This window comes from Lacisediminihabitans sp. (assembly GCF_043726815.1).
In the GTDB taxonomy this organism is placed as follows: domain Bacteria; phylum Actinomycetota; class Actinomycetes; order Actinomycetales; family Microbacteriaceae; genus Lacisediminihabitans.
Genome location: NZ_JAYSJZ010000090.1, coordinates 13,116 through 35,476, shown reverse-complemented (window position 1 = coordinate 35,476; position 22,361 = coordinate 13,116). Strand labels below are relative to the sequence as shown.

Annotated in this window: 17 protein-coding genes; 16 read left to right on the top strand and 1 reads right to left on the bottom strand. The window is 67.0% G+C overall.

What is annotated here, in order from left to right; genetic code table 11:
• The first annotated feature begins 54 nt into the window (after nucleotides 1-54).
• The 16 genes from ACHZD8_RS13895 (at nucleotide 55) to ACHZD8_RS13820 (ending at nucleotide 21,497) form a co-directional block, all read left to right on the top strand.
• A complete protein-coding gene (locus ACHZD8_RS13895; RefSeq protein WP_394771023.1) occupies nucleotides 55-1,257 on the top strand; it encodes an ROK family protein in 1,203 nt (400 codons plus the stop codon).
• A 249-nt stretch (nucleotides 1,258-1,506) separates the two neighbouring features.
• Nucleotides 1,507-2,826: an ABC transporter substrate-binding protein gene (locus tag ACHZD8_RS13890; RefSeq protein ID WP_394771022.1), complete on the top strand. Its 1,320-nt coding sequence runs from the start codon at nucleotides 1,507-1,509 to the stop codon at nucleotides 2,824-2,826.
• Nucleotides 2,827-2,938: 112 nt separating this feature from the next.
• Nucleotides 2,939-3,913, top strand: a complete 975-nt coding sequence (locus ACHZD8_RS13885; protein ID WP_394771021.1) for a carbohydrate ABC transporter permease — start codon at nucleotides 2,939-2,941, stop codon at nucleotides 3,911-3,913.
• An 8-nt stretch (nucleotides 3,914-3,921) separates the two neighbouring features.
• A complete protein-coding gene (locus ACHZD8_RS13880; RefSeq protein ID WP_394771040.1) occupies nucleotides 3,922-4,815 on the top strand; it encodes a carbohydrate ABC transporter permease in 894 nt (297 codons plus the stop codon).
• A 19-nt stretch (nucleotides 4,816-4,834) separates the two neighbouring features.
• Nucleotides 4,835-7,159 carry an alpha-xylosidase gene (gene yicI / locus ACHZD8_RS13875; protein ID WP_394771020.1) on the top strand — a complete coding sequence of 775 codons (2,325 nt, stop codon included), beginning with the start codon at nucleotides 4,835-4,837 and terminating at the stop codon, nucleotides 7,157-7,159.
• A 28-nt stretch (nucleotides 7,160-7,187) separates the two neighbouring features.
• On the top strand, nucleotides 7,188-8,402 hold the full coding sequence (locus ACHZD8_RS13870; protein WP_394771019.1) for an ROK family protein: 1,215 nt from the start codon (nucleotides 7,188-7,190) through the stop codon (nucleotides 8,400-8,402).
• Nucleotides 8,403-8,537: 135 nt separating this feature from the next.
• Complete coding sequence (locus ACHZD8_RS13865) at nucleotides 8,538-9,767, top strand: multidrug effflux MFS transporter (RefSeq protein ID WP_394771018.1); 1,230 nt, start codon at nucleotides 8,538-8,540, stop codon at nucleotides 9,765-9,767.
• Nucleotides 9,768-9,851: 84 nt separating this feature from the next.
• Nucleotides 9,852-10,874 carry a LacI family DNA-binding transcriptional regulator gene (locus ACHZD8_RS13860; RefSeq protein WP_394771017.1) on the top strand — a complete coding sequence of 341 codons (1,023 nt, stop codon included), beginning with the start codon at nucleotides 9,852-9,854 and terminating at the stop codon, nucleotides 10,872-10,874.
• Nucleotides 10,875-11,245: 371 nt separating this feature from the next.
• A complete protein-coding gene (locus tag ACHZD8_RS13855) occupies nucleotides 11,246-12,610 on the top strand; it encodes an extracellular solute-binding protein (RefSeq protein ID WP_394771016.1) in 1,365 nt (454 codons plus the stop codon).
• Nucleotides 12,611-12,834: 224 nt separating this feature from the next.
• Nucleotides 12,835-13,686, top strand: a complete 852-nt coding sequence (locus tag ACHZD8_RS13850; RefSeq protein WP_394771015.1) for a carbohydrate ABC transporter permease — start codon at nucleotides 12,835-12,837, stop codon at nucleotides 13,684-13,686.
• Nucleotides 13,683-14,603, top strand: a complete 921-nt coding sequence (locus tag ACHZD8_RS13845; protein ID WP_394771014.1) for a carbohydrate ABC transporter permease — start codon at nucleotides 13,683-13,685, stop codon at nucleotides 14,601-14,603. The genes ACHZD8_RS13850 and ACHZD8_RS13845 overlap by 4 nt, the downstream gene beginning before the upstream one ends.
• 51 nt (nucleotides 14,604-14,654) lie before the next feature.
• Nucleotides 14,655-16,160: an alpha-N-arabinofuranosidase gene (locus ACHZD8_RS13840; RefSeq protein WP_394771013.1), complete on the top strand. Its 1,506-nt coding sequence runs from the start codon at nucleotides 14,655-14,657 to the stop codon at nucleotides 16,158-16,160.
• Nucleotides 16,161-16,196: 36 nt separating this feature from the next.
• Complete coding sequence (locus ACHZD8_RS13835; protein ID WP_394771012.1) at nucleotides 16,197-16,913, top strand: phosphatase PAP2 family protein; 717 nt, start codon at nucleotides 16,197-16,199, stop codon at nucleotides 16,911-16,913.
• Between the two features lie 249 nt (nucleotides 16,914-17,162).
• Nucleotides 17,163-18,461 carry a saccharopine dehydrogenase family protein gene (locus ACHZD8_RS13830; protein WP_394771011.1) on the top strand — a complete coding sequence of 433 codons (1,299 nt, stop codon included), beginning with the start codon at nucleotides 17,163-17,165 and terminating at the stop codon, nucleotides 18,459-18,461.
• Nucleotides 18,458-19,567 carry an o-succinylbenzoate synthase gene (gene menC / locus ACHZD8_RS13825; protein WP_394771010.1) on the top strand — a complete coding sequence of 370 codons (1,110 nt, stop codon included), beginning with the start codon at nucleotides 18,458-18,460 and terminating at the stop codon, nucleotides 19,565-19,567. The genes ACHZD8_RS13830 and menC overlap by 4 nt, the downstream gene beginning before the upstream one ends.
• Nucleotides 19,568-19,721: 154 nt before the next feature.
• Nucleotides 19,722-21,497 (top strand): helicase HerA-like domain-containing protein, encoded by a 1,776-nt coding sequence (locus tag ACHZD8_RS13820; protein WP_394771009.1) that lies wholly within the window; start codon nucleotides 19,722-19,724, stop codon nucleotides 21,495-21,497.
• Between the two features lie 17 nt (nucleotides 21,498-21,514).
• Here the strand turns inward: ACHZD8_RS13820 and ACHZD8_RS13815 are convergent, their stop codons facing one another.
• Nucleotides 21,515-22,150: a hypothetical protein gene (locus ACHZD8_RS13815; RefSeq protein WP_394771008.1), complete on the bottom strand. Its 636-nt coding sequence runs from the start codon at nucleotides 22,148-22,150 to the stop codon at nucleotides 21,515-21,517.
• Between the last annotated feature and the right edge of the window lie 211 nt (nucleotides 22,151-22,361).

Here is a 22,361-nt window from a genome sequence, read left to right as displayed (position 1 = left end):
GCCGCGGGGCCGGGCCCGATTCGTGGTGAGTCGCGCGCAGACTAGGGTCATTGCATGTCCAGCGGTCGCGACTTCGTCTCGCGCACTCCCCTGCAGGGAGGGGCGACCGACCAGCTGAGGCGCTCGAACCTCTCGAACATCCTCGGTCTGGTGCACAGCGAGGGACCCCTGTCGAGGGCCGAACTCACGAGACTGACCGGGCTCAACCGCTCGACGGTCGGCGACCTGGTCGCGGAACTCGCCGACCTCGGACTGGTTTACGAGGCGCTGCCCACGACGGGCAATGTGCCCGGTCGCCCGAGCCCCATCGTGCACGCCCAGTCCGGCGTCGTGGCGATCGCCATCAATCCAGAGGTCGATGCGATTCATGTCGGACTCGTGGGCATGAGCGGGAGGGTCCTGGCCAGGGTGCGGCTGGAGGTCGCGAGCGCGCCGACGCCCGCCGACGTGGTCAGGCTGGCCTCGGCGGCCATCGCCGGGCTCCTGTCTGGGCGTGAGACGGCGCTTCGGGTTGTCGGCATCGGCGTCGCCGTTCCGGGCCAGGTGCGGGTGTCCGACGGCACGGTGCGGGAGGCCACCCACATGGGTTGGGCCGAGGAGCCGCTCAGCCGGATGCTGTCCGAGGCGACCACGTTCCCCGCCTGGGCCGCGAACGCCGCCAACCTCGCCATGCGCGCGGAAAGCGTCTTCGGCGCGGGAAAGGGAGTCGACGACTTCGTCTACTTCATCGGCGGCGCGAGCGGCATCGGTGGGGGTGCCGTCACGGGCGGCCGCCTGCTCAACGGGGCCGCGGGCTACGCGGGAGAATTCGGCCACAGCTTCGTGCGCAGCCACGGCACCCGGTGCTCGTGCGGGGCGACGGGATGCCTCGAGGCCGAGGTGACACAGGCGGGGCTCCTCGAGGCGGTCGGGCTCGCCCCGGCCGAGGCACGCCTGCTCGGAGCGCGACTCGCATCGAGTCGCGACCCCGGCGTGCGTGCGCTGATCTCCGAGCAGTTGGATCTGCTCGCCATCGCGGTGCGAACCGCGGTCAACCTCTTCAACCCCACGCTCGTGGTGCTCGGAGGATTCCTGAGCGACCTCTACGAGGCCGGCGGTCGGGACGGTGACGCCCTCCTCGGTGACGCCATCCGATCGGCGCGCGAAGACGTGCGAATCGAGGGCGCCGCGAGCGCCTCCGATCAACTCCTGATCGGCTGCGGCGAACTCGTGTTCTCCGAACTCATCGCCGATCCGGCCTCGCTGCCGCTGCGCTGAGCCGAATTCGGGCCTGGATGGCCGGATTGTTGTGAATGAAAACATTGCTCACTCTCGGCCGAGAGCTCGCCGTAATCCCCTATTTATCGGGGAGCTGTCCCGCGGAGGCCGCCGCACGTTCTCAGAGACCGTAAATTTGTGGGTTGCGTGGAGCGGTATTTCCCGCTTATGTTGTGTTCTACAACAAACGGCATCGGAGTGGCTGCCACGCCTGCACCAGGGCGGCGCTCCTTTACAAGGAGGTACAAGATGCGCAAGAGGCTTATTGCGGCGGGCGCCATTCTGGCAACCACGGCGCTGCTGCTCGCCGGCTGTGCGAGCGGTTCTACGTCGAGTTCGACTTCGGTCACCAAGAATCCCGACGGCAAGGGAAAGACGCTCACCCTCTGGGACTATGAGAGCGACACGAGCGCCATGGGAATCGCCTGGAACGCCGCCATCAAGAAGTTCGAGAAGGAGACCGGCGCGAAGGTGAAGTTCGAGGCGAAGAGCTTCGAGCAGATCCGCTCGACCGCGAGCCAGGTGCTCAACTCGAACGCGGCCCCCGACATCCTCGAGTACAACAAGGGCAACGCCACCGCCGGACTCCTCTCGAGCCAGGGGCTGCTCACCGACCTCGACCCGGCCGTCAAGGCCTACGGGTGGGACAAGAAGCTCGCCTCGTCGCTACAGACCACCGCCCGCTACAGCACCAAGGGCGTGATGGGAAGCGGGCACTACTACGGCATCCCCAACTACGGCGAGTTCGTGGACGTGTACTACAACAAGGACGCCTTCGCGAAGTACAACATCGCGGTGCCGACCACCTTCGCCGAATTCGAGGCGGCGCTCAAGACCTTCAAAGACAACGGCGTCACACCGCTCGCCGAGTCTGCCGCGGAGTATCCGCTCGGCCAGCTCTTCTACCAGCTCGCGTTGAGCAAGGCGACGCGCCAGTGGGTGAACAACTACCAGCTCTACACGGGCAAGGTCGATTGGCAGGACAAGGACTTCACCTTCGCCGCCGACACCATCAAGAGCTGGGTCGACAAGGGCTACATCAGCAAGGACTCGACCGGCCTCAAGGCCGAGGATGCCGGCACGGCCTTCATCAACGGCACCAACCCGATCTTCTACTCGGGCAGCTGGTGGTACGGCCGCATGGTGACCGACGTCAAGACCTTCGACTGGGGCACCTTCCTCTTCCCCGGCGCCAAGCTCTCCCCGGGCTCCTCCGGCAACATCTGGGTGGTTCCGGAGAACTCCAAAAACAAGGATCTTGCCTACAAGTTCATCGACATCACCATGAGCCCCGAGATCCAGGCCCTCATCGGCAACAGCGGAGGCATCCCCGTGGCGGCCGAGGCGGCGTCGATCACGGACCCGAAGAGCAAAGAACTCATCGACAACTTCAACAAGCTCACCGCGCAGGATGGTCTGGCCTTCTACCCCGACTGGCCGACCCCGACCTTCTACGACCAGCTGAACGCGGGCCTCCAGGAACTCGTCAACGGCACGAAGTCGTCGAAGGACGTGCTCACCGAGCTCGGAACCGAATACCAGTCGGGCGTCGACGACATCACCAAGTAGTCCCCACCCCGACGGCCATGTCCGCGTCCGCCGGTCGGTCGATTCGTGAGAATCGGCCGGCCGCGCGACACGCAGGCCCTCGGGCATCCCGCACCACACGAAAGGCCAGGTCATGGTGACAGTTCCCGCCGTCGCTCGAGTTCGAGCGACGAGAGCACGCGACGAGAACGCCCTGCTGCCCAACAGCGGCAAGGGTGGGCGAGGCGCATTCTGGCTCTATCTCATCCCGGGCTTTGTGCTCTTCACCGTGGTGATCCTGGTGCCGCTGCTGTGGAACATCTACCTCAGCTTCACCGAATGGCGAGGCATCCGGCCCCCCATCTGGATCGGGTTCGACAATTGGGTCGAGCTGGTGCAGGACACCAAGTTCTGGACGTCTTTCGGTAACAGCATCGCGATGATCGTCGCGATGGTGATCGTTCCCACCCTGCTCGGCCTCCTCCTGGCCGCCATGCTGTTTGATCTCGTGGGCAAGAAGTTCGGCGGCCGGCTCGCCAGCTTTCTCCGCGCCACCTACTACCTGCCGCAGATCCTTCCGGTGGCCGTCGCGGCCATCGTGATCGGCTGGATCTTGCGCCCCGAGAATGGCGCTCTGAACACGGTGCTCAAGGCCGTCGGCCTGGGCTCCCTGCAGCACAACTGGCTCGGCAGCCCGGATACGGCGCTTCTCAGCATCATGTTCGTGATGGTGTGGGTGCAGCTCGGGTATCCCGTCGTGATCTTCATGGCCGCCCTCCAGCGGGTAGACCCGGAGCTGTACGAGGCTGCCGAGCTGGATGGGGCGAACTGGTTCCAGCGCTTCCGCTGGATCACGGTGAGCATCATCCGTCCCGAGGTCTTCGTCGTGACGCTCACGTGTACGATCGCGGCGCTCAAGGTGTTCGGACCCATCTACACACTGACCCGCGGCGGCCCGGGCACGAGCACGATCGTGCCCAGCTACTACTCGTACAGCGAGTTCTTCCAGAACCAGCAGGTGGGCTACGGCGCGACGATCGCGACCGCGCTCACCGTGGTCGTCGTGATCGTGACGATCGTCTTCATCAAGGCCCAGAACCGGGCAGAACGTGCGGAGAGTGAGCGCTGATGGCGACCATGGCCCCTGACCTGTCGCGAAGGCCGACCGCGACCACGGAGCATCCGTTCAAGCTCCGCAAGCGGGCGACCAGGCGCACTCTCGCCGACTGGGCGATCCTCGCCGCGGCGATCATCTTCGGCGCACTCATCGCCGCGCCGTTCCTCATCATCCTGATCAACTCGTTCAAGTCGCCGGCTGACTATGCGACTTCCGGCCCGCTCTCGCTGCCCCACAATCTCTACTTCGATGGCATTGCCAACTTCTGGAAGCGCGTCAACTTCCCGGAGAAGCTCTGGAACAGCTTCTTCATCAGCGGCACGGTCGCGGTGTTCGCCGTGCTCATCTCGGTGTTCAACGCCTTCGCCATCGGCATCGGCCGGGTGCGCGGCCGCACCTGGATCATCGTGCTGTTCCTGCTCGCCAACATGCTTCCGCAGGAGGCGCTGCTCTACCCGCTGTACTACATGTTCAAGCAGGTCGGCCTCTACGACAACGTGTGGTCGGTCATCATCATCTTCACGGTGATCCAGAGCGCGTTCGGCACCTACCTGCTCTCCTCGGTGTACGGGACCTTCCCCCGGGAGATCCTCGAGGCGGCGTCCCTCGACGGGGCGAGCCGATGGCAGATCCTCTGGCGAGTGATCGTGCCGATCTCACGACCGACCCTGGCCGTGATCCTCATCTTCTTCTTCATCTGGACCTGGAACGAGTTCCTCATCCCGCTGACCTTCCTGGTCAGCAATTCCAACCAGACCGTGCCGGTGGCGATCGCCGTGCTCCAGGGTGACCGGCTGATGGATGTGACCACGACGAGCGCGTCTGCGTTGCTCGGGCTCATCCCCACCCTCATCTTCTTCCTCATCTTCCAGCGCACCCTGACCCGCGGCATCACCGCCGGCGCCGTCAAGTAGCCCAGCAGAGAGAAACCCCATGAAATTCACCGATGGCTTTTGGCAGTTGCGATCCGGCGTCGAGGCGCTCTATGCGAAGGAGGCATACGACGTCTGGCCCGGCGAGCACTCGCTGGTGATCACCGCGCCGACCAGGGAGATCGATCGCCGGGGCGACGTGCTCAACCGGCCGACCCTCACCGTGACGCTCTCCTCGCCGCTGCCCGACATCGTCGGGGTGCGGGTGGAGCACCACCAGGGGGTGAAGGACGAACTCGCCTTCGACCTCGTCGGCGCGGAGCCCGGCCACGGAATCGTCGAGGTGCACGGTTCGTCGAGCACGCTGACGAGCGGCGGTCTCACCGCGACGATCGCGGACGGCGCGCCCTGGAGTCTGACCTTCACCGGCGGCGGGCGCGAACTCACGAGCAGCGGCACCAACTCGCTCGGCTACCTCAAGGTGGACAAGAACGCCCAGGTCTACGGGGTGCCGGCCGGCAATGCTCGAGGGGCCGAGGTTGTCGGCCTCGCACCGAGCTACCTGCACGAGCGTCTCGCCCTCGGCGTCGGCGAGCTCGTCTATGGCCTCGGCGAGCGGTTCGGACCGCTCGTGAAGAACGGCCAGGTGGTGGATGTCTGGAACGCGGACGGCGGGACATCGAGCGAGCAGGCCTACAAGAACGTGCCGTTCTACCTCACGAACCGCGGATACGGCGTGCTCGTCAACCACCCGGGACACGTCTCGTTCGAGGTCGGCTCCGAGGCGGTCGAGCGCGTGCAGTTCTCGGTCTCGGGCGAGAGCCTCGAGTACTACATCATCTACGGGCCCACCCCCAAGCAGATCCTGGAACGCTACACGGCGCTCACCGGGCGCCCGGCATCCGTTCCGGCCTGGTCGTACGGACTCTGGCTCTCGACGAGCTTCACGACGAGCTACGACGAAGAGACGGTGAACGGCTTCATCGACGGCATGGCCGAGCGCGACCTGCCGCTCAGCGTCTTCCACTTCGACTGCTTCTGGATGCGTGAATTCAACTGGAGCGACTTCGAGTGGGACTCGCGCACCTTTCCCGACCCCGAGGGGATGCTCGCCAGGCTGCACGAGAAGAACCTGCACGTGTGCGTGTGGATCAATCCGTACATCGCGCAACGCGCCCCGCTGTTCGCCGAGGCGAAGGCGGCCGGCTACCTCGTGAAGAAGCGCAACGGCGACGTCTGGCAGTGGGACCTCTGGCAGGCGGGAATGGGCCTGGTCGACTTCACGAATCCGGATGCCGTGGCCTGGTACCAGGGCAAGCTGCGGGTGCTGCTCGACCAGGGCGTCGACGCGTTCAAGACGGACTTCGGCGAGCGCATCCCGCTGGAGGTCGACTACTTCGACGGGTCGAGCCCGGAGCGCATGCACAACTACTACACCCAGCTCTATAACAAGGCCGTGTTCGAGGTGCTGCAGGAGCACCGCGGCGAGGGCGATGCCGTGCTCTTCGCCCGCTCGGCGACCGTCGGCGGGCAGAGCATGCCCGTGCACTGGGGCGGCGACTCCACCTCCACCTACGAGTCGATGGCGGAGACGCTGCGCGGCGGCCTGTCGCTGGCCCTCAGCGGCTTCGGCTTTTGGAGCCACGACATCGGTGGATTCGAGGGCACACCGGATGCCGGGGTCTTCAAGCGCTGGACGGCCTTCGGCCTGCTTTCGAGCCACAGCCGGTTCCACGGCAGCCAGTCCTACCGGGTGCCGTGGGCCTTCGACGACGAGGCCGTGGAGGTGACTCGGCTCTTCACCAGGCTCAAGCTCGCCCTCATGCCGTACCTCTACGCGGCTGGCCTCGAGGCGACGGCCACCGGCACGCCCGTGCTCCGGCCCATGCAGCTCGAGTTCGCCGACGACCCGGCCACCGGCTACCTCGACCGGCAGTACATGCTGGGCGCCGACCTTCTGGTCGCCCCGGTGTTCTCCGCCGACGGCACCGTCGAGTTCTACCTGCCGGCCGGCACCTGGACCAACTACTTCACCGGCGAGACGGTGGCCGGCGGGGGCTGGCGCACCGAGACGCACGGCTTCGACAGCCTGCCGCTCTACGTGCGGGACGGCGGGGTGATCCCCGTCGGCTCCCGAGTCGACCGGCCGGACTACGATTATCTCGACGGGCTCACGGTGAGGGTCTACCCGAGCTCGCTGCCCCAGGGGGAGAGCGAGCGGCGGGTGACCGTGACGACTCCGACCGGCGAGGCCGCGACCTTCGCGGTTCGGCGGGTGGGCGGGGTTTCGACCGTCGAGTCCGCGTCGACCAGGGCCTGGTCGGCCGCCGCCGCCAACGGGACGCCCGTTGTCGCAGAATTGGGAAAGGCAGAACTCCGAGCGTGACACCGGGCAGCGCAGGGCGGTCGACGGCATGAGCACGGGCGAGGCGTCGCAGGCCGGGCGGGGAAACAGCAACGACCACGTTCGTCGACACAACCTGTCGGTGATCCTGGGACTCGTCCATCGCCACCGCGGCCTCTCGCGATCCCTGCTCACCCGCCAGACGGGACTCAACCGTTCCACGATCGCCGCGCTCGTCGCCGAGCTGGTGAGCCTCGACCTCGTGATGGAGGTGGAGCCGGACGCCAGCAACCAGGTCGGCCGGCCGAGCCCCGTCGTGCGACCGAGCCCCCACACCATCGGGATCGCGGTCAACCCCGAGATCGACGCCGTGACGGTGGGAATCGTCGGACTCGGCGGCACTGTGATGAAGCGGGTGCGCCACCCCCTGGACCACACGCCTTCGGTGCGCGAGGCCGTCGACATCAGTGCGGCGGTCGTTGCCGGGATGCGGGCGGAGTTCGACTCGAACTACACGACAACCGGGATCGGGGTGGCGGTGCCCGGGCTCGTGCGCACCCAGGACGGACTGGTCAGGCTGGCGCCCCACCTCGGCTGGGAGGACGAGCCATTCGCCGAGCTGCTGGAGGAGGCGACCGGACTCACCGTGGTGGCGGCCAACGACGCCCATCTCGGCACGCTCGCGGAGAGCACCTTCGGCGCCGGTCGCGGGGTGACCGACCTCATCTACCTCAACGGCGGCGCGAGCGGCATCGGCGGGGGAATCGTCTCGGGCGGCAAACCGCTCGGCGGAGCGGCCGGCTATGCGGGTGAACTCGGCCACACCCTCGTCAACAGCCACGGCATCCCGTGCCACTGCGGGGCCGAGGGCTGCCTGGAGGCCGAGGTGCGGCGCGAACGCCTCCTCGCGCTCGTGGGCCTCACGAACGCCGACGGGGACGAACTCGAGGCCGCACTCGTCGCGTCCACCGACCCGGCGGTGCTCGGGGAGGTGCATCGTCAGCTGGGCTTTCTCGCCGTCGCGCTGCGCAACGCCATCAACACCCTCAATCCAGAGCTCATCATCCTCGGCGGATTCCTCGCGTCGATCTACGCCGTCGACCCGGCGCACCTCGACGGGCTGCTGGCCAGTCAGCCGCTCAAGGCGTCGCGGGAGTCTGTGCGGGTCACCCGCGCCGAGCTCGGGGCAGATCTGCTCATCATCGGCGCGGCCGAGCTCGCCTTCGAGGCCCTCCTGGCCGATCCGGCGAACTTTCGTGCGGCTACTTCTCCCGTAACGGAATAGATCCGACCTCTCGTCGTTATGCTTTAACCGGGGCTCTCATCGTTGCGAGGATTCCCTCCATCGGCGCCCACCATTCTCATCGGATTTGCGGCGCTCAGCCTGCCGTCCGCCCTCCCCCTGCTAGGAATATTGCCCGTGACGATCGTCGTTCACCCGGGAGACTCGCTGTCTCGCCGCCAGAGGCTGGTCTACATCGTCGTGCTCGGCGCCCTGACCGCCCTCGGACCGTTCACCATCGACCTGTATCTGCCGGCCTTCCCGGCCCTGCAGGGCGACCTCGGAGTGAGCGCGGCGGCGATCCAACTCACCCTCACCGCGACCACGATCGGTTTCGGGGCGGGGCAACTGCTCGTCGGGCCGTGGAGCGACAAGGTCGGGCGCCGCTGGCCGCTCATCATCGCAAGCATCGTGCACGTCTCGGCCAGCCTCGGCGCGGCCCTCGCCCCTGACATCTTCTGGCTCGGCGGATTCCGCATCATGCAGGGCATGGGGGCGGCGGCCGGCGGAGTGGTGGCGATGGCCATGGTGCGCGACCTCTTCGGCGGCCTGCCGCTCGTGCGCATGCTGTCGAGGCTCGCGCTGGTGAGCGGCCTCGCGCCGATCGTCGCGCCCGTGATCGGGTCCCAGTTGCTGCGATTCGTCGACTGGCGCGGCATCTTCGTCTTCCTGGTCGCGTACGGCGTCTTCGTGGTGCTCGCGGCGATCTTCTTCATCGTCGAGACCCTGCCCCCGGCGCGACGCAGGGATGCCGGACACGGCACTGCGCTTCAGCGCTACCGGTCCATCTTCAGCGACCGCGTCTTCATCGGGGTCGCCGTGATCGGCGGCATGACGTTCTCGGGCCTGTTCTCGTACCTCTCGTCGTCGTCCTTCCTGTTCCAGGACGTCTACGGGCTCGACGCCCAGCAGTACGGGCTGCTCTTCGCCATCAACTCGGTGGGCGTGGTCTTCGGTGTGCAGGCCAGTTCGCGGCTCGCGCGGCGGATCGGTCCGCAGTGGATCCTCGCGGCATCGACGGCCGTGATGTTCGTGGCGTCGGTCGCGATCGTGCTGCTCGACTCGCTGCATCTCGGCCTGTTCGGCATCCTGATCCCGCTCTGGTTCTTCATCATGGCCTGCGGTTTTTCCTTCCCGCTGCTTCAGGTGCTCGGGCTCGCCAACCATGCGGGCGAGGCGGCAACGGCCGCGTCGGTTCTCGGAGCGGTGAACTTCGGGTTTGCCGGGCTCATCTCGCCAATCGTCGGACTTTTCGGCATCCACAATGCGGTTCCGATGGGCACGGTCATGGCCTTCACGGCGCTCGTGTCGATCGTCGCGCTCTGGCTCATCGTGCGACCGCGCACGGTGCCCGCGCTCGCGCGCTGAGCCGTTCGGCTTCACAACGTTGTAATGTCGCAGCAGGGAACGATCTCAGTCGCCCGGAAACGCTGAGGACCAGGAGCCGCCGGCATGTCCATCACGATGCATGACGTCGCGCGGGTGGCCGGCGTGTCCATCAAGACGGTGTCGAATGTGATCAACGACTACCCATACATCCGGGCGGAGACCCGCCGGCGTGTTCTCGACGCCATCGACTCTCTCGGCTATCGACCCAACCTGTCGGCGCGCGGCCTCAGGTCTGGCCGCACCGGCGTGATCAGCCTCATCATCCCCGGCCTGCGCAATGCGTACTTCGCCGAGCTCGCCGACTCGGTCATGCGTGCCGCGGCGACCAAGAACCTCTCGGTGATCATCGAACAGTCGGGGGATGACCGGGAGACCGAGCTCGCCCTTCTCCGCGGCCCGCGGATGCAGATGGTCGATGGGATCCTGTACAGCGTGCTCGCCCTTGGCGAGGACGACGCCCATCTGCTCGACGACATCCGCACCCCGATGGTGCTTCTCGGCGAGCGTATCTTCCACGGCCCGACCGACCACGTGACCATGCGCAACACCGAGGGGGCGAGGGCGGCGACCGAGCATCTCCTCTCGCTCGGGCGGCGTCGGATCGTCGCCCTCGGCGCCCACCGGGGTGAGGTGATCGGTTCGGCGGGCCTCCGGCTCACGGGCTATGCGGAGGCGCTGGCGGGGGCCGGCATCCCTGTTGACGACGCGCTCATCGGCGAAGTGGGGGGCTGGTTCAGGTCTGGCGGCGCGCAGGCGATGAAGCTCCTGCTGGACTCCGGGGTGCCGTTCGACGGGGTTGTCGCGTTCAACGACTCGATCGCGCTCGGCGCCATGCGCATTCTGCAGGAGGCGGGGCTGCGCATCCCTGATGACGTCGCGGTCATCGGCTTCGACGACATCGACGAGACGCGATACACCCTCCCCACGCTCTCCACGATCAATCCGGGCCGGGACGAGATCGCCCGGGTGGCGGTGGATTACCTCGTGGAGCGGATCTCCAATCCCGAGTCCGTGATCCCTCCTCGCGAGTACCTGGCGAGTTTCACGGTGGTGCAGCGCGAGTCCACGATGCTCGTCGCTCCCTGAGTTTCCGACACCTTCGCCAGAACGCTTGACACGCGAACCCGGTGACTGCATCATGTTCCTACAACGTTTACCTACAACGTTGTAAATCGCAGGCACACCGCAGAGTGTCATGCCGGTTGGACGACGAGTCAAGGAGGATTCGATATGGGAGTGTTGCCTTCGCGCACCCTCCGCTTCGCGCCCTCCTGCCGCCGGCAGGCCTCCCACGCATTGTCACCGCGTTGTTCGTGCGCGTATCTTCCGTCAGCCTTCCCGACCCGACGCTCCGCGCCGGCCATCGGTGGCATCGGCGGGCCGGACTCACAGCGGTCCTGATAGCTGGCACCACCTTCAGACAACGAAGTCCAACGCACCATCGAAGGGAACACACAGTGAAGAAGAAGACCATCGTCGCAGCGGTGTCCGCGCTCGCTCTCGCGGCCATGCTCGCTGCCTGCAGCGGAGGCGGCACCACCACCTCGTCCGGAACGAGCCCCAAGCTCACCAACTGCACCAACAAGATCGTCAACAAGAGCGCCCCGGAGGTCTCCGTCTGGGCGTGGTACCCCAACATGGCGAAGGTCGTCGACAACTTCAACAACGGCCACAAGGACGTTCAGGTCTGCTGGACCAACGTCGGCCAGGGCGGCGACGAGTACACCAAGTTCCAGACCGGTATCTCCGCCGGCAAGGGCCTGCCGGACGTCGTGATGCTCGAGGCCGACCACCTGGCCGGGTACGAGATCCAGAACGCGCTTGTCGACATCAGCAAGCTCGGCGCCGACAAGGTCAAGTCCAACTTCAGCGCGGGAGCCTGGAAGGATGTCTCGCAGGGCAGCGCGGTCTACGCGGCCCCCGTCGACGGCGGTCCGATGGCGCTCATCTACCGCACCGACGTGTTCCAGAAGTACGGCATCACCACCCCGCCCGCCACATGGGACGAATACGCCGCCGATGCGGCCAAGGTGAAGGCGGCCGGCGGACCGATGTTCGGCGACCTCGGCGCTAACGTGCCGGCCAACCTCATGGCCCTCCAGATCCAGAAGGGTGCCGTGCCGTACAAGTACGACCTGAAGGACCCGAAGAAGCTCACGGTCAACCTCGACGACCAGGCGTCGAAGGACGTGCTCGACTACTGGGCCGGACTCGTCAAGAAGGGACTGGTCGGAACGCAGGACCAGTTCACCACGGACTACATCTCGGGCGTCGTCGGCGGCAAATACGCCACATACACCTCAGCGGCATGGGCTCCCGGCTACCTGACCGGCGCCGGTGTTGGCAAGGGCGACTCGAAGGGCGTCTGGGCGGTCGCCCCGCTGCCCCAGTGGGACGCGGCAAACCCGGTCTCCGTCAACTGGGGCGGGTCCGCATTCGCGGTGACGACGCAGGCGACCGACAAGAAGCTCGCCGCCGAAGTTGCCCTCGGTCTCTACGCCGACCCGGACTCGCTCGCCGACGGCTGGAAGAACCAGGTCATCTTCCCGCTCAACCAGGGAGTGCTCAAGTCCGCCGACTTCATCAACAACAAGTCGGAATTCTTCAACGGGCAGACGGCGAACAAGGACGTCTACATCCCCGCGGAGAACGCATACAAGGGCTTCGTCTACGCGCCGATCACCGTGTACTACTACGCGCAGCTGCAGGCGGAGACCGTGAAGATCAACGCCGGCAAGATCAGCGGTTCGGATGCGGCCACCGAGCTGCAGGCGAACATCGTGAAGTACGCCAAGTCGCAGGGCTTCACGGTCACCGAGTAGTGGCGGCCCGAGGTGGCCTAGCCTGACCGAAACGGTCACCATCCGGCCCCGGGGTCCCATCGGACCCCGGGACCGGAACGCCCAACACCGACACCACTAAGGACTGGCGAATGGCAAATGTAACAGCGGTCGCGGCACGGCCGCCGCTCCGCAGCACGGGGGCCCCAGGCTCCACAAGTCGAACGAGGCGCGGCTCCAACCAACGGAGGCGCTCCGCCACGGGATTGCTCTTCATCGGTCCGTTCGCGATCGTTTTCATCATCTTCCTCGTTGCCCCGCTCGCGTACGCGTTCTACCTCAGCCTCTTCAGCAAGGGGCTCGCGACCGGCACGACCTTCACCGGCTTCGACAACTACGTCAAGGCCTTCACCGACCCGTCGTTCCTCGGCGGAATCTGGTTCGTACTGCGCTTCGCCCTGGTGCTCATCCCCGTGCAGATGGCCGTGTCGCTCTCGGCGGCCCTCGTGCTCGACGCCATCACGACCCGTTTCGCCCGCTTCGCCCGGCTCATGATCTTCCTGCCGTACGCCATCCCGGCCGTGATCGGTGCCCTCATGTGGGGCTTCCTCTATAGCCCGACGTTCGGACCGCTCCAACAGCTGTTCGGGCTCTTCGGTGCCAACGCACCGTTCCCGCTCAGCCCGGACAACGTCTTCGGTGGCCTGATGAACGTGGTGACCTGGCAGTGGGCCGGCTACTACATGATCATCATCTATGCGGCGCTGCAGGGAATCGACCCGGCCCTCTACGAAGCGGCGAAGATCGACGGGGCCAACTCCTGGCAGGTCGCGATGCGGATCAAGGTTCCCCTGGTGAGCTCGGCACTCGTGCTGATCCTCGTCTTCGCCCTCATCGGCACCCTGCAGTTCTTCACTGAACCCGCCATCCTGCGGCTCGTGTCGAACGGATCGATAACCCCGGACTTCACCCCGAACCTGTACGCCTATAACCAGGCCTTCTCCTACGCGAACTTCAACTACGCGTCGGCGATCTCGTTCGCCCTCGGCATCATCGTCTTCATCGCCGTCTACATCTTTCTCTTCTTCACTCGCAAGCGCGGGAGCATCCTGTCATGACAACTGCACGCATCTCTTCGGTGAACCACACTGCCGCTCGCACCTCACGGCAGGGCAGGCGCGCTCGCTCCGGAAGCCATCTGGTTCCGCACCTTTTCCTCGGGGCTCTCGTCGTGTACTTCCTCATCCCCATCTGGTGGCTGTTCGTGGCCAGCACGAAGGATGTCGGGGGCCTGTTCAACGGAAGCGCCGGCGCCCTGTGGTTCGACAAGAACTTCGCGCTCTGGCCGAACCTCGCCGAACTGTTCACCTACAACGACGGCATCTACCTCCGCTGGCTCGGCAACTCGCTGTTCTACGCGCTCGCCGGCGGCATCGGGGCGACCGTGCTTGCCGTCCTCGCCGGTTACGGGTTCGCGAAGTTCCGGTTCCGGGGCCGCAACTTCTCCTTCGCCGTACTGCTCGGATCCGTGATGGTCCCCCTGACCGCCCTCGTGATCCCCACCTTCGTGCTCCTCTCGGAGCTCAAGCTGACCGACACGATCTGGGCGGTGATCCTGCCGTCGCTCCTCAACCCGTTCGGGGTGTACCTCATGCAGGTCTACGCCGCGGATGCCGTTCCGGACGAGCTGCTCGACGCCGCCCGCGTCGACGGGGCGGGCGAGTTCCGCACCTTCTTCCAGGTGGCGTTTCCGCTTCTGCGCCCCGCGTTCATCACCGTGCTCCTGCTCTCGATCGTCGGCAGCTGGAACAACTACTTCCTTCCGCTCGCCATGCTCTCCAACACGCAGTTGTTTCCGATCACGGTCGGAATCGGTCTCTGGGAGGGACTCGCGGCCGGGAACAACAGCGGCGGCCACTCGCTGTGGGGACTCATCATCGTCGGATCCCTCGTCTCGGTGATCCCGCTCGTGATCGCTTTCCTCTCCCTCCAGAAGTACTGGCGGGGCGGGCTCGCCATCGGCAGCCTCAAGTAACCCCCGACACGTCACCTCTCATCCCCCATTCCACCTGACCGAAGGACAGCCATGCCTACCGCCCACCTCACCCTCGACCCGTCCTTCACGGTCGGGACGGTCAATCGCCGACTCTTCGGCTCCTTCGTCGAGCACCTTGGGCGTTGCGTCTACGACGGCATCTACGAGCCCGGGCACGCGACGGCGGACGAGAACGGATTCCGCGAGGATGTGCTCGATCTCGTGCGCGAACTCGGTGTGTCCACCATCCGCTACCCCGGCGGCAACTTCGTCTCCGGATTCCGGTGGGAGGATTCCGTGGGACCGCGCGCCGAGCGCCCGAAACGGCTCGACCTCGCGTGGCACGCCACTGAGAGCAACCAGGTCGGGCTCGAGGAGTTCTCGGCCTGGCTCGAGAAGGCCGGCAGCGATCTCATGTACGCCGTCAACCTCGGCACCCGGGGCGTGCAGGAGGCGCTGGACGTTCTCGAGTACAGCAACATCCGCTCGGGCACGAAACTCTCCGACGAGAGGGTCGCGAATGGCCGCGTCGAACCCTATGACGTGCGGATGTGGTGCCTCGGAAACGAAATGGACGGGCCCTGGCAGCTCGGCCATCGCAGCGCCGACGACTACGGCAAGCTCGCCTCGCAGACCGCGAAGGCGATGCGGCAGGTCGACCCGTCCCTGGAACTCGTGGTCTGCGGCAGCTCGAGCGCCCACATGCCCACCTTCGGGTCATGGGAGCGCACGGTGCTCGAGCACACCTACGACGACGTGGACTTCATCTCCTGCCACGCCTACTACGAGGAGAAGGACGGCGACATGGGCAGCTTCCTCGCCTCCGCCGTGGACATGGACCACTTCATCGAGTCGGTCGTCGCGACGGCCGACCACGTGAAGGCGGTGCGGGGGTCCGACAAGACGATCAACATCTCATTCGACGAATGGAACGTCTGGTACATCGACCGGTATCACACCGTCGACAAGATCGAAGGGCTGGACAACTGGCCGGAGGCGCCGCGCCTGCTCGAGGACGTCTACTCCGTCGCGGACGCGGTGGTGTTCGGAAGCCTGCTCATCTCCCTGCTCAACCACGCGGACCGGGTGACGTCGGCGTCGCTCGCCCAGCTCGTCAACGTGATCGCGCCGATCATGACGGAGCCGGGCGGCGATGCGTGGAGGCAGACCACGTTCTATCCGTTCTCCGTCACCTCTCGGCTGGCGTCAGGCACGGCCCTGTCGGTGAAACTCGCCTCAGACACCTACGAGACGAAGGAGTACGGGACCGTAAACGTGGTCGATGCTGCGGCCACCTCCGATGGCGCGACCGGCAGCGTCTTTCTGGTGAACAGGAGCCAGACCGAGCCGGCGACGGTGACGATCGACGTGCGAGCCCTCGGCTCGGTATCCACCGCGACGGCGCAGACGCTGGCGGACGACGACATCAACGCGGCGAACACCCTCGCCGACCAGAACCGGGTTGGGCTCTCCGCTAACGACACCCTGGTGTTGGCCGACGGCACGATCTCGATCACCCTCCCGCCTGTCTCCTGGACGGCGGTCAGCCTCGGCTGAGGTCTCTCACCGTGTGGCGCGGGTAGCGTAGGGAAGATGAGCCACCAACCCGACCCCGAACCCGAGGTAAGTGCCGCCGAGGCCGAACGCAAGCAGGGGGCGGCCCGCATCGCGCGGCGCTGGCCGCTCTACAGCGCCGCCGCCGCCGTGCTGCTCGTGGCCGGGCTGGGGGCGATCATCGCCTACCGCGACAAGAACCTGCCGTTCTCGTTCGACCTCGCGTGGATGGGCGAGATTCTGGAGCACCGCAGTCCGTTCTGGACTGTGCCGGCCCTGGTGATGAACAACGTCGGCGGCGGCCTGCTCGGCGCCCTCATCATCCCGGTGCTGATCACCGTCATCTTCCTCGTGCTCAGGAGGCCCTGGGCGGCGCTGTACTTCGCGTCGGCGACCATCGTGAGCGCCGGTATCGTCCAGCTGCTGAAGAACGTCTACGGCCGCCCGCGCCCCACCGACATCCTGGTCAGCTCCGATCTCGGATCATTCCCGTCTGGCCACGTCGCCAACGCGGCGACCATGGCGGTGGTGCTCGGCATCATGCTCGTTCGGGCCTGGGTGTGGATCGCGGGCATCGTGTACACCCTGGCGATGCTCGTCTCGCGCACCTACCTCGGGGCGCACTGGCTGAGCGACACCGTCGGCGGGCTCGTGCTCGGCGCGGGGGTGGCGGTGATCATCTGGGCCCCGCTCGCCTACCGGCTGCGCCTGGAGCAGACCACCCGGGCCGCGGCTCGGCGCGCGCGCACCGCCTGACCCCGGCATCCCTGCGGTTCCCCGGTATTCCGCCGCCTGGCCTTGCACTGTCTCGCCACTCGCGGAGGGGGATGCGGCCTCGCGGAGGGAGGCGAAACTCCCTCCGCCTGCACATTTCCCCGCCGTCGCGCGTCGCGTCTCCGTCCGCGAGGTTCTTCGTGCGCGGAAACCCCGCCGCCAGGGTTTGCGGTCGGGGTCAGCGGCGACCCGGGCCCCCAACCGTCCGTGCCCACGCGATAGCCTGCTGTCATGAGAATCCTCCTGGTCGGCGCCGGCGGCGTCGGCGACGCCATTGCCAAGATCGCGGCCCGTCGCACCTTCTTCGAACTCCTCGTGGTGAGCGACTATGACCTCGCCCGCGCGGAGCGCACGGTGGAGTGGATCGAGGCGAGTACCGCAAGCGGCCCGGGCATCCCCGGCCTCGAAAACGGGCGTTTCGTCGCGGCCCGCATCGACGCGTCAGACCCCGACGATGTCGCGGCCGTCGCCCGCGAACACGGCGCCACCCATGTGATGAACGCGGTCGAGCCCAAGTTCGTGCCGACAATTTTCGCCGGGGCGCTCGCCGCCGGTGCCGACTACCTCGACATGGCCATGAGCCTCTCCGAGCCGCACCCCACGGATCCCCACCACCAGACCGGCATCAAGCTCGGCGACGACCAGTTCGCCCAGGCGCCGGACTGGGAGACCGCCGGTCGCCTAGCCCTCGTGGGCATGGGCGTCGAACCCGGGCTGAGCGACGTCTTTGCTCGCTACGCCGCCGACCACCTGTTCAGCGAGATCGACGAACTAGGCGTGCGCGACGGGGCCAACCTGGTCGTGCGCGACGAGGTCGGCAACGAGATCTTCGCGCCATCCTTCAGCATCTGGACCACGATCGAGGAGTGCCTCAACCCGCCCGTGATCTGGGAGAAGGACAGGGGCTGGTACACGACCGAGCCGTTCAGCGAGCCGGAGATCTTCGATTTCCCGGAGGGAATCGGCCCGGTCGAGTGCGTCAACGTGGAGCACGAGGAGGTGCTGCTCATGCCGCGGTGGGTGGATGCCAAGCGCGCCACCTTCAAGTACGGTCTCGGAAACGAGTTCATCGGCATCCTCAAGACGCTGCACCAGCTCGGCCTGGACAAGACCCAGCCGCTCCGCGTGCGGTCGGCGAACGGACCGGTCGAGGTCGCACCCCGCGACGTGGTCGCCGCGGGACTGCCCGATCCGGCCACCCTCGGCCCGCGGATGACCGGCAAGACCTGCGCCGGACTGTGGGTGACCGGCCTGGGCAAGGATGGCGCCCGCCGTGAGGTGTACCTCTATCACGTGGCCGACAACGAGTGGACGATGGCGGAGTACGAGTCCCAGTGCGTGGTCTGGCAGACGGCCCTCAACCCGGTGATCGCGCTGGAACTACTCTCCACGGGCGCCTGGAGTGGGCGCGGAGTGCTCGGCCCCGAGGCGTTCGACGCCGAGCTCTTCCTCGACCTGATGGCCCGGCCGGAATCGCAGGGCGGCTACGGCCAGCCCTGGGGGCTCGAGGACCGAACGCCCAGGACATGAGAGTCGAGGCGGTCGAGCTGCACAGGCTCGCGATCCCGCTCGTGCGCCCGTTCGAGACGTCGTTCGGCCGCCAGACGGGTCGGGTGGTGCTGCTCCTGCGCGTGCGGACGGATGTCGGGGACGGCTGGGGCGAGTGCGTCGCCATGGTGGACCCGTTCTATTCGAGCGAGTTCGTCTCCGGCTGCGAGGACGTGATCCGCCACTATCTCGGGCCCGCGATCCTCGCGGCGGACGTGACGGCCGAGTCGGCCGCCGGCCTGTTCTCCTTCGTCGTCGGGCATCGCATGGCGAAGGCCGCCGTCGAGACGGCGCTGCTCGACGCGCAGCTGCGGGCGGCCGGGCGGAGCTTCGGCTCATACTTCGGTGCCGTGCGGGACTCGGTGGAGTGTGGAGTCTCGGTGGGCATTTCGCCGTCGATTCCGCAACTGCTCGACGAGGTCTCCGGCTATGTCGACCAGGGCTACCGGCGCATCAAACTCAAGATCAAGCCGGGCTGGGACCTCGAGCCCGTCGCGGCCGTGCGTGAGCTGCTGCAGCCGGGTGCCCTGCTCCAGGTCGATGCGAACACGGCGTACACCCTCGACGACGTCGAGCACCTGCGGGAACTCGACGCCTTCGACCTCCTGCTCATCGAGCAGCCGTTCGTGGAGGAGGACATCCGGGCTCACGTCGCCCTCGCGGCGGCGATCTCCACCCCGGTGTGCCTCGACGAGTCGATCGTGAACACCGAGGTCGCGATCGACGCGATCGAGCGCCGGGCGACCAGCATCGTCAACATCAAGGCCGGGCGCATCGGCGGCTACCTCGAGGCCGTGCGGTTGCACGATGCATGCCTCGAACGGAATGTGCCGGTGTGGTGCGGCGGGATGCTCGAAACCGGCATCGGCCGCGCCGCCAATGTGGCCCTCGCGGCGTTGCCCGGCTTCACCCTGCCGGGGGACACCTCGGCATCCGACCGCTACTTCGCCGAGGACCTCACCGAGCCGTTCGTCCTGCGGGACGGCACGCTCGACGTGCCGACCGGTGCCGGCAGCGGGGTCACGGTGCGCGACGAGCTCGTCGCCGCGTGGGCGGAGCGCCCCGTGGAGGTGCTGCTCCGCGGCTGAGCCCCTCCGCCGTCCCCACTCATCCCGGCCCGCCGTCCCGGCCCGCCGTCCCGTTCCGCAGTCCCGTTCATCCGTCAGTAAGTGCTCGCTGGGCGGCCAGAGCGAGCACTTACTGACGGATGAGTTGGGGCTGGCCTCGAACTATGCTGGCCACATGTCGGATGCTGCAGCCCAGGTCGAAGCCGCCAAGCGGGCCCTCCAGGAGGCGGAAGCCGCCCTCGCGGCCGAGCAGGCCGCCGCCCAAAAGGCGGCAGCGCAGAAGGCCGCGGCCGAGGTCGCCGCGAGCCAGCCGATCACGCCGCCGAATCCCCCGGCGGCGGGCGCCCGCGGGCCGCTGAGCGACGCGGGGGTCGAGACGATCCGCGTGGGGTATGCGTTCACGGGCGAGGTGCTGGAGATCGGCGCCCTCGTCAACGGGGACGCCCTGCCCGGAGTGCAGGTGCGCATCCCGGTCGCGATGCTCAATCGCCACGGACTCGTCGCCGGAGCCACGGGCACGGGCAAGACCCGCACCCTGCAGGTGCTCGCCGAGCAGCTCTCCGCCGCCGGCGTTCCCGTCTTCGCCGCCGACATCAAGGGCGACCTGTCCGGTGTCGCGACACCCGGCTCCGAGAGCGCGAAGCTCGACGAGCGCACGAAGGGGATCGGGCAACCGTGGCTGGCGGCATCCTTCCCCACCGAGTATTTCGCCCTCGGCGGGGTGGGCCGCGGCGTCCCGGTGCGCGCGACGGTCTCCGGCTTCGGGCCGCTGCTGCTGTCGAAGGTGCTCGGCCTCAACAACACGCAGGAGTCGTCGCTCGGGCTCGTCTTCCACTACGCGTCGAAGGCCGGTCTCCCGCTCGTGGACCTCAGCGACCTGCGCGCCGTGCTCAGCTACCTCACCACCGACGACGGCAAGGTGCAGCTCAAGGAACTCGGCGGGCTCTCGGCGGCCACCGTCGGCGTGATCCTTCGGGAACTCGTCACCTTCGCCGACCAGGGCGCCGACGTGTTCTTCGGCGAACCGGAGATCGACACCGCCGACTTCCTGCGCACGCACGCGGACGGGCGCGGCATCATCAGCCTGCTCGAGGTCCCTGGCGTGCAGGACAAGCCCGAGCTCTACTCCACATTTCTCATGTGGCTGCTCGCCGACCTCTTCAATGACCTCCCGGAGGTCGGCGACGTCGACAAGCCCAAGCTGGTGTTCTTCTTCGACGAGGCGCATCTGCTCTTCAAGAACGCGTCGAAGGACTTCCTCGATTCGATCACGCAGACGGTGCGCCTCATCCGGTCCAAGGGGGTGGGCATCGTCTTCGTCACCCAGACGCCCAAGGACGTGCCGGGCGACGTGCTCGCCCAGCTGGGTTCGCGCGTGCAGCACCAGTTGCGGGCCTTCACCCCGGATGACGCGCGGGCACTCAAGGCGACCGTGTCGACCTACCCGACATCGGAATACGAACTCGGCGGAGTGCTCACGCAACTCGCCACCGGCGAGGCGATCGTCACGGTGATGAACGAGAAGGGCGCCCCGACGCCCGTCGCCTGGACCAGGCTGCGCGCGCCGCAGGGCTCGATGTCGCCCACGCCGCCGGAGCGTATCGACGCGGCCGTCGCCGCATCCTCCCTGCTGCCGAAGTACGGCGCGGCAATCGACAACGAGTCGGCGAGGGAGATCCTCGGGCGCAAGCTCGAAGCGGCGGCCTCGGCCGCAGCGGCGGCGGAGACGGCGGAGGAGCAGGCCCAGGCGGCGAAGGCCCAACAGGCCGAATACGAGCGGTTGCTGCGACAGGCGCAGAAGTCGCAGCAGGCGGCGCCACGGGCGACCACGCGCCGGCCGACCCAGCGTGCGGAGAAGAACCCGGTGGAGGACTTCCTCGACTCGTCGGCCGGCAAGTCCGTGATGACCGCCGTCGTGAGAGGGATCTTCGGCACGCTGCGGCGTCGCTAGCCGACCGAGTCGCGGGCCTACGAGCCGATCGGGAGGCCGAGCAGCCGCATCAGACCCAGGACGACACCCACGCACACCAGCAGCGCGACCGCGAGGGCCGCGATGGTCAGTCCCCGTCGATTCTCGAACCAGTAGGCGGAGCCGGGATACCGGGCGAAGAACTCCGCGGTGCTCATCGGTTCCTTCTCCACCTGCACTTCCTCACCGATGGCGTTCGCCACGGCGAGCATGGAGTCCTCTGTCCAGAAGAGGCCGCGCATCCGCAGTATCCGAGTGCCGGCCCGATTCCGCACGATCAGTTGGGGGAGGGTGTCGGCCGACGAGGCGCCGAAGGTGTGCGCAAGAACGATGGTGGCGACGTCCGCGGTGGGATGTGAGGTGTGGCGCCCCAGCAGTCCCCGCTCCTCGATCGAAATCGACGTGACGCCGACGAAGACGCGCCGGAATAGGGCGAAGCCGAGCGAGCAGAGGAGCAGACAGAGGGCCTCGCCGATGGCAGCGTATGGCCATGGCCCGTTCTGGGTGCTGAGCAGCGCGAGGGAACCGAAGATCGGGAGGGGAACGATGAGCAGAATGAGGAGTCCACTGCGCACGATTCCGGCCTTGGGACGCACGCGCACGCGGAGTTCAAGCGCACGCGTTTCCGTAGTCACGATTCTCCCCGAGGATGCCGCCACATCGATGCGGCGAGACGGGGGCTGGGCAGCAAACGCTACCGACGACGATATTCCCCCGATAATTGTTCGCTAATCATACGCGGAAATACGTGCATGGCGAACAGGTCGGTCTAGGGGTATTTCCGGTACTTTCGTGCCGTCGCCGGCCGGCGCGGACCCGTTCCGTCGGTGCGGTATTTTGGCGGAG

Coding starts and splice junctions, on each gene's coding strand:
- ACHZD8_RS13895 (WP_394771023.1), top strand. CDS start 55: ATGTCCAGCGGTCGCGACTTCGTCTCGCGCACTCCCCTGCAGGGAGGG.
- ACHZD8_RS13890 (WP_394771022.1), top strand. CDS start 1,507: ATGCGCAAGAGGCTTATTGCGGCGGGCGCCATTCTGGCAACCACGGCG.
- ACHZD8_RS13885 (WP_394771021.1), top strand. CDS start 2,939: ATGGTGACAGTTCCCGCCGTCGCTCGAGTTCGAGCGACGAGAGCACGC.
- ACHZD8_RS13880 (WP_394771040.1), top strand. CDS start 3,922: ATGGCCCCTGACCTGTCGCGAAGGCCGACCGCGACCACGGAGCATCCG.
- yicI (WP_394771020.1), top strand. CDS start 4,835: ATGAAATTCACCGATGGCTTTTGGCAGTTGCGATCCGGCGTCGAGGCG.
- ACHZD8_RS13870 (WP_394771019.1), top strand. CDS start 7,188: ATGAGCACGGGCGAGGCGTCGCAGGCCGGGCGGGGAAACAGCAACGAC.
- ACHZD8_RS13860 (WP_394771017.1), top strand. CDS start 9,852: ATGTCCATCACGATGCATGACGTCGCGCGGGTGGCCGGCGTGTCCATC.
- ACHZD8_RS13845 (WP_394771014.1), top strand. CDS start 13,683: ATGACAACTGCACGCATCTCTTCGGTGAACCACACTGCCGCTCGCACC.
- ACHZD8_RS13840 (WP_394771013.1), top strand. CDS start 14,655: ATGCCTACCGCCCACCTCACCCTCGACCCGTCCTTCACGGTCGGGACG.
- ACHZD8_RS13835 (WP_394771012.1), top strand. CDS start 16,197: ATGAGCCACCAACCCGACCCCGAACCCGAGGTAAGTGCCGCCGAGGCC.
- ACHZD8_RS13830 (WP_394771011.1), top strand. CDS start 17,163: ATGAGAATCCTCCTGGTCGGCGCCGGCGGCGTCGGCGACGCCATTGCC.
- menC (WP_394771010.1), top strand. CDS start 18,458: ATGAGAGTCGAGGCGGTCGAGCTGCACAGGCTCGCGATCCCGCTCGTG.
- ACHZD8_RS13820 (WP_394771009.1), top strand. CDS start 19,722: ATGTCGGATGCTGCAGCCCAGGTCGAAGCCGCCAAGCGGGCCCTCCAG.